This is a genomic window from Streptomyces sp. NPDC056224 (assembly GCF_042267665.1).
Classification (GTDB): Bacteria; Actinomycetota; Actinomycetes; order Streptomycetales; family Streptomycetaceae; genus Streptomyces.
In genome coordinates this window covers 90,383-105,106 of sequence record NZ_JBHJTK010000009.1, presented here as the reverse complement: position 1 = coordinate 105,106, position 14,724 = coordinate 90,383, and the positions used below count along the sequence as shown (strand labels likewise).

Sequence of the window (14,724 nt, the reverse complement as noted above, 5' to 3'; positions counted from 1 at the left end):
ACGTCTGCCCCTCGCGCCAGCGTCTCCAAAATCTCATCCTGCTGAGCCGGCGAAAACCCGTAGTCACGCACCTGTGCCTCCACGATCACATGTCATCCGTGGGTGGTGCGTTGATCACTCGAGGGTGCCATCGTTTGTGCGAATCCGGTTCCGGGCCGCTACTTCGCGGGCGACGCCGGTGGACGAGGGTTCCGGCGGTGGTCTCCTGCGGCGGGGCTGGGTGCGGTGAACGGCGTCGGGTCCGGTCGGCGGCCCGGCAGCGGTCAGTCCGGGTGCAGGGCTTCGGCTCGCTCCTGGAGGGCTTCGAGCAGTGCGCGCACAGGTGGCGTGGGTGGCGTGCCTGGTGCGGTGTAGACGCCGATGCGGCGCTTGGCGGTGGGCGTGACGGGCAGGGCGCGGGTGTCGTTCCGGTCCTCGACGGCCAGGAAAGGGATGAGGGCGATTCCGACTCCCGCCGCGACGAGCGCCTGCATGAAGCGGAAATCGCTGGAGCGACAGACCACCTTGGGCGTGAGGCCGTGCGCGGAGGTGAGCGCGTCGACCGCGTCTCCTAGCAGGTCCCATCCGTGAATCCATGGTTCGTCGGCGACGTCTTCGAGACGGGCCGCTCGGCGCGAGGCGAGTCGGTGGTCGGCGGATACAACCAAGCGCAGGTCATCGTGCAGGAGCGGGTGGTAGGTGCAGCGGGCTGCGGCGTCCTTCCAGCTCGGTGGGGGATGCCTGGTGTTGAAGTGGTAGACGAGGGCAATATCGGCGCGGCCGTCACCGAGGGCGGCCAGAGCCTGAGTGGGTTCGGATTCGATCACCGTTGTGTCGACGTGGGTGTCGCGTCGCGCCGCGAGTGCTGCCAGTGCGGGCGCGAGTAGGAAGGCGCCGGCGCTGGGGAAAGTGGCGACGGTCACCGTGGGCGGGCCCTGGTCACGCAGCTGGGCCAGTGTCCGGTGGGCCCGGTGCAGTTCGCCGTGGACGGTGTCGGCGGTGCGCGCGAGGATCTGGCCCGCCGGGGTGAGGGTGACGCCTCGGGTGCTGCGTTCGAAGAGCCTCAACCCGGCGGCGCGTTCGAGGGCCGCCATCTGCTGGGAGACCGCCGACGGGGTCATCTGCAGTGCCTGGGCCGCGCGGGCGAAGCTCCCGCGGTGGGCCACCTCGCGGAACAGGACGAGCCGCTGCACCTCAATCATCAGTTCCCCTTACTGCCTAGTGAGCAATATCGTACTTCTGCTTACGACGCATCGATGTCAGCGTGGCCGCATGATGTTCGATGCACGAGAACGCTCCGGGGCCGCCCTGGCTCTCGGGGCGGTATGCCTCATCGGCGGGTCCGTCGCCGCTGCCACCCACCTTCACGGCTATCCGCTCATCGGCGGGCAGGCCGTCCGCTACGGGCTCGCGACCGTGTTCCTGCTGATCTGGGCCCGCATACGCAGGCACACCTTCATACGGCCCTCCCCGGCCCAGATGGCATGGGTCTTTCTGCTGGCCGCGACCGGGATGGCCGGGTACGGCGTCGTGCTCGTCTACGCCACCTCGATGACCTCGCCGGGCAATGTCGGTGTCGCGCTGGGCGCCGCACCTTTGATCATCGTCCTGGTCCAGTCCCTGCTCGCTCAGGTGCGTCCCTCCCGGAGTCTGATGGCCGGGGCCCTGTGTGTGGCCTGTGGGTCCGCCGTGGCACAGCTGTCCACCGGCGGCACAGTGCAGTGGAGCGCCCAGGGCTTCGCGTGGTCGTGCCTGGCCCTCACCGGAGTGTGCGCGGTCACACTGCTCGGTGCGCCCGCCACCAAGGCGCTCGGATCGCTGACCGCCATCACCTACGCGTGCGCACTCGCCTCGGGCATGCTCCTCCTGACCGCCGTGATCACGGGCTCGGTCACCGGGACCCCTGTGCTGCGGCGACCGAGCGGCGCCGAGCTCTCGGCACTGGCCTTCCTCGCCCTCGGCGTGACCATGGTCGTCTTCCTGATGTGGTACGGAGCCGTCGAGCGGCTCGGCACCGGCCGGACCGGCCTCTTCAACGGCCTCATCCCCCTGGCCTCACTTCTGGCCCTGTCCGTGACCGGCACGGCAACCGCCTCCCTCAACCAGATCGCGGGAGCCGCGCTCGTCCTCATCGGCGTCGCCTTCGGACTCCGGGTCAGGAAACGAGACACCCCACCCCCCTGGGCGGCCGCGGCCGAGCACGTGACGGGCGCCCGCCCCCATAGCTGATGCACTCCCAGGGCCGCCTTGTGACGGGCGGACCGGGGCAGCGACGGACGCACCTGGCTTGTCCCGGGACTCTCCTGGCCCCAGCCCCGCCCCCCGGCCCCTGTGGAAGATCAGCCCTACCCGCCGTCGTCGTCATCGTCCAGTTCGAGTGTGTCCGGGTCGCGCAGGGGCCGCAGGGCGCTGGAGTCGGCTGGAGGCGGGGTAGCAGTAGCGACCGAGCACGTTGAGGTTCTCGTGCCCAAGGACCGGCATCAACCTCCTGGGCCCTGTTCAACATCAAGGCCAACAGCCCCAGCCAGGGCCTGCGCCCCTTCCGCGCCCCCGACGCCGACGATCTGGACGAGGTCTGACGGCCGCACGGCCGGGACCGCACGAGGGCGGTCCCGGCCTGTGGGATTGGCGTCCTGACCTGTGGGGCAGGTCAGATCCAGGTGGGCATGGCCCGCTCGGCGTAGCAGGCGCCGAAGCCGCCGCTGGGAAGGATGAGTCAAGGCCGCCGCCCGTACCCTCGGTGCCCAATCCGCCGACCTCGACACCGAACAGCGCGCCCGCACCGCCCTCGCCGGGCCTGATCGCCACCGGCATAACCGACGGGGTTTGCTGACTCTACTGACGAGTAGTTAGATTCTCTGCCGCGAGATCCCGCCGTACTCGCTTGATCGTGACCGGCGGGCTCCTCTACAGCGCGGGCGCGGTCGTCTACGCCCTCCAGCGCTCCGACCCCTCACCCCGCTGGTTCGGTTACCACGAGGTCTTCCACGCCTTGCCGTGGCAGCGTTCACCGCCCATTACACCGCCATCTCCCTCGCCGCCTACTGACCAGGAGGAGGTTTTCTTCCAGGACAGGACCGACCCTGGTCGGCTCCCTCTCGGCCGCCCTCGCCCTCCCGCCGCTCATCGCCCTCAGCGGTACCCGACGGCAGACCCGGCTCGTGGACCGGTGCCTCGCCCCGGTTCCTGTACAGACGGCACCACCGCGCCTGTGCCTTCCCGGCACTGATCCACTTCCGGCCCGCCTTCGACCACGGCCAGCCTCTGGATGGGAGAACACGTGAACACCACGTTCGACTTCCACGGCAAGACCGCCTGATCACCCCGGTCCGCTCCGCCGGTGGACACCGGCGCTACTCCGGCTATCAGCTGCGCATCGCCGCCGGCGCCCGGGAACTTGTCGACCGGGGCACCCCCATCGAGGCGGCCTGCCGGATCGTCACCTCGAGGACCGACTCGAGGAAGCGCAGCGCGTCAACGCCGAAGACCATCGTGCCGCCGGATCGGCGCACCCACCGCTGCGGCATGAGGTGGCCGGAGCTGATGAGCCGCCTTGGACAGCAGGAGCGCAGGAGGCGGACGTGCTCCCTGGCCCTCGGCAGGCCGCCCGCCCCCACCCCTGCACGGTGGTCCTCGCGGCCGCTAGGGCTTCATCCGCCTCGGCTGGTGAACGCGACCGGGAGAGACTGCGCCTGCCGTCCCGGGACGCGGTCCGCAGGTGCCTCGACAACCGCCCCGCCCGCTTACGCATCGACATCAGCTGGAGATGCCGCTCGTGGGTGGCGCCCTCGCATGTTTCCCGTGTCTGTCGACTGTCCCGGGCAGTGTCAGGTCGGTGTGGTCAGGACGCGGTCGGCGTGGGCGAGTTCGTGGATGTGAGCGGCTTCACCTGTCAGCGGCAGGAAGGGACGCAGGGGACAGCAGGCGGGTGTGTGGTCGTGGTCGACCTCCCAGCTGAGCAGGTGCGCGAAGTGGGTATGGGCGGTGGAGACGGCGTGGAGGGTGCCAGAGCAGCCCTGGCACACGAGCGATGAGTGGATCACGGGAGTGTCCACGGCTGATCGGTGCCCAGCGGGCCTTCAGTGGGCTGGGCGATTCCTGCCAGGTGGAGCTGACGCAGGGTGGTTTCAGTCTCCCGTTCGAGGTGTTCGATGGACGTCAGGCGCTGCCACAGGGGGTCGGGGAGGCAGGGGACGGTGGCGCCGCGGGCTGCCCATTTCGCGGCGAGTTGTGTGTACAAGGGTGTGGCCTGGTCCTGAGCCTCTGCGGTGACCTGGGCACGGGCGTGTGCGGGGTGGCCGAAAGGCCGACGGGGCGTCTGCTCCGGAATACGAGCCTCGGCTCTGCGCTTACCGCTGCCCACCTCGGCCCGGGGGCTGGAAGGCTCCCAATGATGATCCGTCACGATCGTCAAAACGATCCTGCCGGCCTGCAGGACACCCCCTTCGCACGGGCGCAGCTGCGATGCGGTCGGGCCACCTGCCCCACTGTGGGCTTCTCCGAGGTGATGCCAACGCCACACGCAAACCCGTTAACCGTCCTGCCCGGGCAGCGGCACATGAGAAGGACTGATGGCCGCCCGATCCCTCGATGGCCGCGGGGTGCGGCACGCGCACGACGCGTGCCCGCTCCCTCTGGTGACGGGGTGTTGTGGGCGTGTAGCGTTTGAGTCAGCTGTCGTGGTTCGGAAGTTCCCTTTGCCCACGCTTTTCGGCGTGGGCGCTTTGCTGTGCTGTGCCGCAGGAACCAGGGCGATCACCTCCGTCTTCCGCATGGTGTGGGAGGCGTTCATCGACTGGAAGGCAAGAGACATGGCTACGGGAACTGTGAAGTGGTTCAACGCGGAGAAGGGCTTCGGCTTCATCGCCCAGGACGGCGGCGGCCCGGACGTCTTCGCCCACTACTCCGCCATCAACTCCTCGGGCTTCCGCGAGCTCCAGGAAGGCCAGGTCGTCACGTTCGACGTCACCCAGGGTCAGAAGGGCCCCCAGGCCGAGAACATCAACCCGGCCTGAGCTTCGCCACCCCGTCTCCGGACTCTGCGGGCGCCCACCCTTCCGTCCGGACAGCGGACGCCTTCGGTGTCGGCGGGATCCGATGCATACCGGACCAGGGCCGCGCAGCGTCTGCTGCGCGGCCCTGGTCTGTGTCCAGGCCGGTCTGCCGCGCCGCAAGGCTTCAGCCGGAGGGACCGTGCGTGCCGGCCATCTGCCGTGGACGACTGCGAGGCCGGCGGCCGGTTGGCCGCCGCAAAGGCCAGACGGGGGCGGCCTGGCTGCGGCCGCTAACCGCACGAGCGACGCGCGTACGGGTTCCTGTGGTCGTGTTCCGGCCGGGGCGCATCGCTTGCGAGCGCCAGCCGGGATGTCGCTCGGCCCCATGCCCCATTGAGGCCCTCACTGGCAGCCCTCGATTGTCCGGCGCATGCCGGGGAATGAGGAGGGGCGATACGACCCGAGAGGCCCTGGGCCTGGTTGTCGAGGGTGAGGAGACGAATCTGTGAGCAGTGTGTGGATGTACGCGCAGGACAGCGGTTATACGTCCCGGCACTCGCTGGTGGGCTTCACCGTGGAGGCCGCTGACGGCGTCATCGGGCACGTGGACCGCCAGCAGGACCAGCCCGGCATGCAGCACCTGGTGGTCGACACCGGCGCGTGGGTGTTCGGCCAGAGCGTGCTGATCCCGGCGGGTGCGATAACCGTCATCGACACCGAAGCGCAGACGGTGAAGGTCGCGCCGAGTCGGGAGCAGATCAGAGTAGCTCCCCGCTTCACCACCGACAGCGAGACAGCCGACCACCGATACCTGTCGGCGGTCGGCAACTACTAGGCACTGTTTCCTGGATCATGTGCGGAGCCAGATGATGAGGGCTGCGAGGGTGACGGTGCCGAGGTAGATGTAGGCGCGTTTCTCATAGCGGGTGGCGACGGCGCGGAAGCCCTTCAGCCGGTTGATGGCACGTTCGACGGTGTTGCGTTTCTTGTATCGCTCACGGTCGAAGCCGGTGGGCCGGCCGCCTCGGGAGCCGCGGTTCTTGCGGTGTCTTTGCTGGTCGAGGCGTTCGGGGATGGTGTGCCGGATTCCGCGTCGTCGCAGGTAGCGGCGGTTCTTCCGCGACGTGTAGGCCTTGTCCGCGAGGACATGGTCGGGGCGGGTGCGGGGCCGGCCGACTCCGGGACGGGGCACGGAGACCTGCTCCAGCACCCGCTCGAACTGAGGCCCGTCGCCGTAGTGCCCCGGTGTCAGAACGAGGGCGAGAGGCCGGCATCGCCCGTCCGCGGCGATGTGGATCTTGGTGGTGAATCCGCCGCGGGAGCGTCCCAGACACTCGCCGATCTGACCACTTCCTCGAGTCGGATCGCCAGTTTCCGCAACACCGGATCGACCGGGTTCGTCCCCCGAACGTTCCCCTTTTGAGGATCGGCGGCCGCCGGTGTCTTCCTCGCGCCGGCGGCGTGCTGGTGGGCCCGCACTGCTGTCGAGTCCACCGACACCTCCCAGTCGATCCGGCCCGCGGCGTCCTCAGCTGCCTGGATCCGAGACAGCAGCATCGTCCACGTTCCGTCCGCTGACCAGCGGCGATGACGTTTGTAGACGGTCTCCCACGGCCCGAACCGCTCCGGCAGATCCCGCCACTGCACACCGGTCCGGACCCGGTAGAGCACCCCGTTGATGACCCGGCGGTGATCACTCCACCGGCCTCCACGGGCACCGCCAGGAGGCAAGAACGACTCCAGCCGGTCCCACTCTGCGTTCGTCAGATCCCCACGCCCCATACGGACAGCCTGACCCCAACACCCCACTCAGGTCAGGAGATCCGAGAAACAGCGCCTAACTCTCCTTGTGACGCCGAGCGGAGTCGGCTGCCCTGCAGCAGGTCTCCCCGCGTCTGGCGGCAGGGGAGCGAATCCTGGCTCTCATGGAACGTGGCCGCCCTGTCAGCCATCGCTGCACACCAAGGCGCCGGACGGCCCGAGTTCACGACGTACGAGCAACGGCGGACGCGGTCAGGGTCACCCGCGCGCTCACTCGTCAGGCCTGCGGAGTCCCGAATCCGAGTGGTCTTTGCGCACGGAATTCCCGGAGGTGAGCACCGGGCGCCCGACGCATGCCAGAGCGACGAGGAGAAGCCGACAGATGTCCGCCACAGTTGAGAGCAGGGATGAAGCGGTCAACCGTGCGTCGGTGGTGGGCCAGCTGGTTGCGAAGGTGGCCAGTGTCTGCTGGTACGCGCGGTGAGCCGGCGATCGGGCTGGCCCGTGCACGGCCCGGATCTTCTCTATGAAGTGGGGTATTGGAGGCAAGTGAACCCTGAAATCACCTGGCTTCGGGAGCTGTCGTTAGACCAGAGATCGGTGCCCGACCGGTCTTTTACGCAGGTCAGACACCGTGCTCAAACTTTAGAAGAAGCCGATCTTTTTGGGGGAATAGCTTACTAATAAGTTCTTCGTCTCCTGGTGGTACAGCAGCTGCACCCACGCTGACCAGGTGAGACGCCTCGGCGAGGGTGGTCCGGAATTGGTCCGGATCTTGGTCCTGCTGGTCCCTGGCGGAGAAGCGGGCGTGGGATGGGAAGTTCTGGGAGTGATCCATGTGCTGCACGTCTGCTGCGCTCGCCGGCTCGGCCCGAAACTCTGGTCGTCCTACCGCCAAGGTGCCTGGGCGCGCTGTGCCTGTTGTTGTGCGGAGGCGGCGTCTGCGCGTGCCATGGACAGGAGGTGGGGGAGCCGCCCGGCTGCTTGGGTGTTCCACCAGCAGTGGGCGTCGGGCGAGAACGCGGCCTTGGGGACGTTGTCGATGGCTTCCTGGTACACGGCGGGCGAGTCGTGCCATTCGGTGTCGCCGATCACTCGCAGGGAGCGGCGCGAGAGACCGTCGAGGAGGGTGAAGAGCCGGGGGACTGCCGTCAGGCGGTGTCGGCTGGGGCCGGCTTGGCGGGCACCGCCTGGATATTGGGCCCAGAGGAGGTACTGTGCCGGCCACGGCAGATCGATCCCCTCGCGTCCGTCGTAGGCCACGACCACCGGCTCGGCCATGGAAACAGCGATGCCGGTCACCAGCCCGCGCCCCGTGTGGTGCAGTTGATCGGCCAGCCTGACCACCCACGGTTCATCCTGTAGGTCGCGCTTGATCGCCCGCTCCAGGGCGTCGTATGCACTCGCCCAACGTGCCGCTGCCGGAGAGGCGTGGTTGTTCTGCTCGGCAGGAGTGAGACGCATCAGGGCATGGAGCCACTTCTCGCACCACCGGTCGAAGCCGGACTGGTAGTCGTAGCGTGCCGTGCCCGAGAAGGTGTCCTTCCCTTCCTGTGCGTCCAGGGCTTCCTCGCAGATCTCTTCCCAGGTCTCCTGCCAGGGGAGCCGGAACTTCCCGGGCCGACGGCGTCGGAAGTCGGAGTCGAGGAGCGCGGCCGTCGCGATCAGGAGCAGCTCCTCTTGGGCCTTCCCGCTGCGGTAGGCGTCGGCATGGCGTTCCGCCAGCCGATCACGAGCGGTGCCCAGTGCCGAGTGCGGCTTTCGAAGGAGGCGATGGGTGTCCCCCGGATTGCTCCCTCCGGGTCCGAACATCGCGAAGGTGAGGACGTTGCAATACGCCTCCAGGTTATGCCCGGAGTCGAGCCGGCTGGCCAGCGTGGCCAGTTCTTCCATGCCCGAGATCAGACGACGGGCTTGCGTGTAGTAGTCGGGGAACGGGTTGGGGCAACGTCGGCACCCCCCGGGCTCCGGAACGTCGGCCATGCTTCCATGATCCGGTACCCGCAGGCTGATGTCGGCCCGCTGCGGAGGAACGCGAAACGCCCCGCACTCTGCCGACAGATGGAGCACCGAGCCGCTCGTCGTCTGCCACAGCGGTACGTCCATTCCCGCCAGAGGGCCCAATGGCACGTCGTGTGCCGTGGGCAGGGGTACCTGATTATGTGCTGCAACACTCGCGGACACGCTCGTGAGCTCCTGCCTCGGATGCCGAATGCGTACCGCACCAGCCTGTCCTACGCCCGAGCGCCACGGCCCAGCTTTCGCCGATCGAGGGACGGTGCCGAGGTCCAGCCTTGCTGGGTGGCTCGCCTGACAGCCATCGGCTTTACGGTTCAGGGTGGTGGGAGGCCATGTGGAAGAGATGTGGCTGTACGTCGGCGTTGGTGCTGGGGTCCCCTTCGGCGGTGTCACTACCAGCTCCGCCGCGATGTCCCAAGGCTGAACGCCGTGCGCGCAGCGCGGTACTGGGGGCACTTGGCCCGGATGCCGCCCCCAGGCATCAGGGGCGCGCGTGAACTCGTCTGCCTGTCGTTCGGCTCTCCGAACGTCGACCGAGAAGAGCTGGCCGCAGCAGTGCCTGGGCAAGCCGGACGAGTACCTGCGGGCTTCGCGGCGCCCCGGTTGCGACGGGCGTTGGGAAGCTTGATGGCAGCCGACCCCCGAGTCGAGTGAGCCGCCGAGCCTTCAGCCGTGCGGAGCGGGACGACCGGGCTGATTCGGCAGGCCATGCCGAATTTGGCAGGCGATGGTTGACGGTGCCTCGGCAGCCCAACTTCGGGTATCGGCGGAGAGCCGCTGGTCACGGGCCAAGGCAGCGAGCATCTGCGTTGTGCTTTCCGGGCAGGAGGGGTCCAGGACGATCAGGAGTAGCGCGGCCTCGACTCGATCCGGTTCTAGGAGGGCCGTGTTCCGGGCGAGTGCGTCGAGCACGCGCTTAGCCTGCTCGACGGCACCTACGGTGGCGAGTTCTCTTGCGATCTGGATCCTCAAGAGAGGCGGCAAGACGTCGTCGGCAGCGAGATCTCGCAGGGTGCGCCGCACGGTAGGAAGGTGCTGCGGGCCGTACCTGTACAGGCGGCGCGCTGCGAGGGCGCGCGTCATCGGGAGCTCGGATTCAGAGTCGGCCAAGACGGTTAGGAGAGCCGCTGCTTGAGCTCCGGAGCCTCGCCAGTCCAGGTCACTGATGAGATCTATCGCGCCGAAGCGATCGGCCGCGGTTTCCGGTGTCCGAGCTCGGCGAGCCAGTAGCGCATGGGTGGCCTCGTGCAGGTCGGGCCCGAGCAGGGCGATGCCCTCCAGATGCTCAGACCGATGCCGCCAGGCGATGCTTCCTCGCAGCAGCCCTTCAAGGTCGAGGCAAAGACGGGCTCTGGCTGCGGGGCCGAGACTGGCCAGCTCGGCTACCGCCGGCTTCGGGGGGAGCCCAGTCGAACCAGACTGTAGACAGGTGCGAAGGAACACTTCGGCCCGATCCCGTACCGTCGGGCTGATACATGCGACCTCGGCGGCGAAAGCGACCGCTCCCTGAGGTAGCTGTTCGGCGTCGAGGCTGTCGAGAGCGTCCAGGACCACCGATTCGTAGTCCTGGCCGGCACCAAGGCGGGCGAGCAGGCTGGCTGCTGTCATTCGGTGCGCGTCGGACGCCGTAGCGGAGCAAGCTATCTGTGCCGCACAGGGTGCTGCCTCCGTGCGATTGTGACTGGCGAGGACTGCGGTCACGGCGAGCGCTTGCCCTGCGTTGTCCATACGAAGGGCAATCTCCTTCAGAATGCGGGCCATTTCCTCACGGTCACCGCGCGAGCCAGTCTCGAGTAGCACGCTGGCTGCGTTGCACCAGCTTTCGAGTGCACCACCCAGCGATGTGAGTGCCCGGCGCTTAACAAAGCCGACCGCTTCCGCGCCGTACTGGCGGCCCAGCCAGAGGACATTGATCGTCACCATGTAGGGGTCGGCTGCGTAGCTTTGGGTGAGGAAGGCGGCCGCAGCATCGGCATCGATGCTCTGGACGGACGTCAGAATGTCTCTTCTGCATAAGTGTGGTAAGCGTGAGTCCAGCAGGATGCGGCAATGCTGGGCGACCACGTGCTCGCGTAACCCTGGTTGGCCCTTGGCCGCGACCTGCAGCAAGAATCTGACGATGCCCACGTCCCAGATGGCCATGGGTCCAGTCAGTAGACGCAGCCCGGCCAGCTGGTGCTCAGGATGACCTCGCAGCAGCAGTGCGGCAAGGACAGCCCGCTGTGAATGGCTGATGAGAGGGCCGGGCGGATCATCCTTTCGATGTTGATGGCCGGTGATGGCTTCCAGCAGCCGCATCACCGATTCCGCATGGGCTGAATGCGGCGGCGCAGGCCGGGTGCCGAGCCACTTCGCGAGCCGCGACCATGCCCGTGCAGCCTGACGTGCGGTCTGCCCTAACAGAGTGCAAGACAAATCTGCGGCCACCGTCCGCACTGCTGCCGCGGCCACTACTTCTTCATTTGTAGTGGGAGCGATGGACAAAAGTGCACAGATGTCGAGGGGCAGGTCCGGGAGGCCTGCCCCGGCGGACCACGGCACCACCAGATCTATGTCGCGGGGGGACGCCATGAAGGCCGGCGGAGTGATCAAGTCCTCCGCGAGTTCCTCCTCGACGGACAGGTCTGCTGGAATCGGACGTAGGTCGATGGGGGAGGGCCCAGCGGCCGGCCTGTTGGGTAGCGAGATCCAGCTTCGGGCGTCGCTCAGCAACTGCCCGGCCATGCTGCGGTGATGCTCGTGGAGGAACTCCAGGTCCTGTGCCAGGAAGTTGAGGCTCTCCCTTGCTTCCAGCAGAGCGCCCGCAAGTTCCAATGCTTGGGCCGCCCGGATACGTACGGCACCCGCGAGCTGTGGATCGCAGGCGAAGAGGTGGAGAAGAGTGAGGCCGCGAGACCTATGTGGCTCGCCCGAACGCAGCAGAGCGTGAGCGGCGGCCTCGCGCACGATGTCGGGCAAGGCCGCGTTCTCCGCAGCGCCGTGGACCACTCGCTGGAGGGATCGATCGAGGCTACGCAGCAGGCCCAGTGCGCCGACTACTTGATTTACGTGCCGGCCATTGCCAGCGCGTAGAGCCCGCCACAGCCAGAAGTCGAAGGTACGCGCCAAGACTTCCTGCTGACCCACTGTCGGCCGCACGCCACGCGAAACCAGAGCGGCGCCGAGTTCCCGGGCGGTGTCGTTACCCGCGAGCAGCCAGTCGAGAAGTTCCGGGGCATCCCTATTGATCAGCGCTCTGTGGAGGATCGTCCGCTGCGCCGTGAGATCCCCTTCTGCGCAAGCAAGGCTGAGGGTTCGCCACCAGATCGGATCGTCCGGATCGAATCGGGAAGGAAGACGGCGGGCGTCGAGTAGGTCGCAGATGTGCTCGGCGAAGGTGTGGTGAGCAAAGGTGAGCCCTTCTCCGTCCGGCAGCAGCAACCCGGTGGACGTGAGAACTGAGCTGACGATCTCGGTCCAGTCCGCTGGTGCCGGGGTGGGAGTAATGCCGCGACTAACCAGCCACCTGAGGGCTTCGGACAGCAGAGATCGGGCTCTCAGGGCCAGCGGCGCAAGATGCTCGATCAGTTCGACTCGTGCCTCGACCAGCGCCTGAGCCAGCTGCTCTGCCATCGGTCGACCAGCGAGCCGGGAGCGTGTGTCACTGAGTAGCTGACGGGCACGGGAGTCGTACAGATGGGAGAAGTATCGTTCGTACAAGTCGAAGCGGCTTGCGGGGAGGGGCTGGTTGGGTGCCTCAGCGAACACAACCGCTGCGACCGTGGCGAGGAGGGGGATGGATGCCTCCTCCTCGAGCCGCGATGCGGCCAGCTCGCGAAGGAATGACTCGGCAAGGTGCACGTCTTCTGCGAACCAGGAATGTGCGAACTGGGCACGCTGATGATGCTGGAAGGGCTCGATGGCGTAATGCGTGAGTTCCTTCTCGCTGTCCCAGGTTCGGCGTTCGTCGTCAGGTAAGGGACGGCTGGTGATCAGAACGTGGTACTCGCGCTCTTCTTCCATGAAGACCCGTACGCGTTCGATCAGATCAGCACGATCTGCTCGGGAAGTAACTTCGTCCAAGCCGTCAATGACCAACAGCCAGCGCGATCCAGTCATGCGACGTTCCAACAGCCGCGGATCGATTTCGCGTGCCAGGAACCTTGCAAGGCTCGCCCCGAGGGCATCTGACACCGCGGAGAGGAGGCGCATCCCCGGACGGGCTGCCAGATCCCTCGCCAGCAGCCGGACGGGCAGGAGGGTGGCGGAACCTTCGCCTGGCAGCACGACGGCTTGGGTCGCCAATTGAAGGGTCAGAGTGGATTTTCCGGAACCCGCCACGCCGGTCAAGAACACGTGCCGGTGCGTGGTAAGGGCCTCTTCGATTGACTTGGGTCGCATGACCGCGAGGTCGGGTGCGGCACTGGCCTTCTCGGGTTCGGTGGCCAGTGCCGCAGCGGCACTATCGGATGTGGACACCTGTTGGCGTACGTAAACCGCCGACGGATCACGGCCGTGGAGCCCGACAGCACGGTAAGGGAAGGCCCGCGCCGCACTGCGCTGTGCGTTGAGCAGGGCCTGCACATCGGTGGGGAGTGACCGTGGCTGGGGCGCCTGCATCAGGCAGCGCTCGGCGATGATGTCGGCCCGAATCGCGTAGCTCTGGCGGGTGATGTCGGCTGTGCTCAGTCGGTTGTATGGCAGCGAGTGGTGCGCACTGACAAGGATTCCGACAACTGCCTGCAGGTTCCTGTCCCAAAGAGGACTGCCGCTGTAGCCAGGCTGGACTGCGTGTCCCGTGGGGGCGCCGCTGAGGACCAGCCAGTCGCCAGCGACCGCGGACACATGAACCTGAACAACGGAGGTGGGTTCACCACTGCCGAACCAAGTCCATGCCGACTGTCCCAGGGCCGGAGCTGTAAGGCGCAGAGGCTGTACTTGCCCGGGCAAGGGGGCAGTCACCCTGAGCGTGGCAATATCTCCACGCCATCGTCTCTCTGTGCCGGAGAGCATCCCTTCCTCATCCCGCAGAGAGCGCGCTGGCCACCATCCGATCACACTGGCGAAACGGCGTTGGCCGGGAACGGCGGGAAAGGCAACGGTCACCGAATCGGAAGTGGGCTTATCGCTCGCGAACTGATCTCTAGACAAAGCCATGTTCACGACGTGGGCGCAAGTGAGGACGAACACGTGGCCGCTTTCGTCGGTGACCAAGGCGCCGCCGCCGACTACGGTGCCGTCCGGTTTCAGGAAGGAGACGAATGCGTCGCGCAGTGAATCATCCGCGGAGACCGGATACATGGTGCCCGCTTCCGCTTTATTCAGCGACGGACGTGGTGCGGTCGTCGTTGAGTCGCCACGTGGCAGAGACGTTGAAGCTGGCCTCACCGCCACTCACCACGGCCAGTTTCAGACCGGCAGTCAGCTTGACGCCGAACTCGACGGTCAGCTCCTCCGGCTTCCTGGGCAGGTTCGTGACCTGATCATGCAAGCCTGCGAGGACTGGGACAAGAGGTGCGAACGCTTCGCTCAGCGTCCTGCCAGCCTGCTCGACAACGCGGGCACCGAGGCCAACTGGCTCAACGCCGGTGCTGCCGGGGAGCTGATACTCGGCATCGACGTCGACCTTGGTTTCGCCGGTCGGCCAGACCTCGATCAGCACGGCTTGGCCGTCGGGAAAGTTGAACTCGACGAAGTCGGACATTGTTTCCCCCAGGTGACTCAGCAGCCGTCAATAGGCTCTTGTCGACGTGATTGCCGCTCCCAGCCGTAACGCCGTAGCCTACCGCCTAGCAAGGCCCGCCCTGTGGATGGCTGCCGCAACTGCTGCACCACCGTGAGCAGTTCGGGAAGCGCTGGCCAGAGGGGGAGCAACGCGACGCCGGTTCCAAGTATGGCGTTGGAAGAGGGGCGTCGTCGAAAGGGGTCGAGGGTGGTCGGTCCCGGCTTTCGCCGGGCTCGTGCGCTGACCGATGAGACGTGGCTCCGGCGG

General features: G+C 67.0%; 9 protein-coding genes and 2 pseudogenes. 5 read left to right on the top strand and 6 right to left on the bottom strand.

Translation table 11 applies throughout. The annotated features are described in order from the left end of the window. Positions 1 to 263: 263 nt before the first annotated feature. Positions 264 to 1,181, bottom strand: a complete 918-nt coding sequence (locus tag ACFCZ1_RS14785; protein WP_252308805.1) for a LysR family transcriptional regulator — start codon at positions 1,179 to 1,181, stop codon at positions 264 to 266. A 70-nt stretch (positions 1,182 to 1,251) separates the two neighbouring features. Here ACFCZ1_RS14785 and ACFCZ1_RS14780 point away from each other — a divergent pair, with 70 nt between their 5' ends. From ACFCZ1_RS14780 to ACFCZ1_RS14770, 3 genes and pseudogenes are all read left to right on the top strand, one after another. Continuing rightward, on the top strand, positions 1,252 to 2,208 hold the full coding sequence (locus tag ACFCZ1_RS14780; RefSeq protein WP_252308804.1) for a DMT family transporter: 957 nt from the start codon (positions 1,252 to 1,254) through the stop codon (positions 2,206 to 2,208). Positions 2,209 to 2,863: 655 nt separating this feature from the next. Then, a pseudogene (locus ACFCZ1_RS14775) lies at positions 2,864 to 3,027 on the top strand (hemolysin III family protein); the annotation flags it as partial. Positions 3,028 to 3,288: 261 nt separating this feature from the next. Further along, positions 3,289 to 3,497 (top strand): annotated as a pseudogene (locus ACFCZ1_RS14770) (MerR family transcriptional regulator); the annotation flags it as partial. A gap of 309 nt (positions 3,498 to 3,806) precedes the next feature. On the opposite strand, the gene ACFCZ1_RS14765 reads toward ACFCZ1_RS14770, so the two are convergent. Next, positions 3,807 to 4,034, bottom strand: a complete 228-nt coding sequence (locus tag ACFCZ1_RS14765; protein ID WP_376678710.1) for a hypothetical protein — start codon at positions 4,032 to 4,034, stop codon at positions 3,807 to 3,809. A 756-nt stretch (positions 4,035 to 4,790) separates the two neighbouring features. Here ACFCZ1_RS14765 and ACFCZ1_RS14760 point away from each other — a divergent pair. Together ACFCZ1_RS14760 and ACFCZ1_RS14755 are read left to right on the top strand one after the other, a co-directional pair. After that, positions 4,791 to 4,994, top strand: coding sequence for a cold-shock protein (locus tag ACFCZ1_RS14760; protein WP_008735947.1), 204 nt, complete (start codon positions 4,791 to 4,793; stop codon positions 4,992 to 4,994). A 499-nt stretch (positions 4,995 to 5,493) separates the two neighbouring features. After that, positions 5,494 to 5,808, top strand: coding sequence for a PRC-barrel domain containing protein (locus ACFCZ1_RS14755; protein ID WP_254722854.1), 315 nt, complete (start codon positions 5,494 to 5,496; stop codon positions 5,806 to 5,808). Positions 5,809 to 5,823: 15 nt separating this feature from the next. Here the strand turns inward: ACFCZ1_RS14755 and ACFCZ1_RS14750 are convergent. The 4 genes from ACFCZ1_RS14750 to ACFCZ1_RS14735 all read right to left on the bottom strand — a co-directional run bounded on the left by ACFCZ1_RS14750 (position 5,824) and on the right by ACFCZ1_RS14735 (position 14,436). Beyond that, a protein-coding gene (locus ACFCZ1_RS14750) for an IS5 family transposase (RefSeq protein ID WP_376678709.1) occupies positions 5,824 to 6,755 on the bottom strand; the annotation gives its coding sequence in 2 pieces (ribosomal slippage) (positions 5,824 to 6,405 and positions 6,408 to 6,755; 930 coding nt in all). A gap of 867 nt (positions 6,756 to 7,622) precedes the next feature. Next, positions 7,623 to 8,840 carry a hypothetical protein gene (locus tag ACFCZ1_RS14745; protein WP_376678708.1) on the bottom strand — a complete coding sequence of 406 codons (1,218 nt, stop codon included), beginning with the start codon at positions 8,838 to 8,840 and terminating at the stop codon, positions 7,623 to 7,625. A gap of 579 nt (positions 8,841 to 9,419) precedes the next feature. After that, on the bottom strand, positions 9,420 to 14,033 hold the full coding sequence (locus tag ACFCZ1_RS14740) for an NACHT domain-containing protein (protein WP_376678707.1): 4,614 nt from the start codon (positions 14,031 to 14,033) through the stop codon (positions 9,420 to 9,422). A gap of 16 nt (positions 14,034 to 14,049) precedes the next feature. Beyond that, a complete protein-coding gene (locus tag ACFCZ1_RS14735) occupies positions 14,050 to 14,436 on the bottom strand; it encodes a CU044_2847 family protein (RefSeq protein ID WP_314245632.1) in 387 nt (128 codons plus the stop codon). Positions 14,437 to 14,724 lie beyond the last annotated feature (288 nt).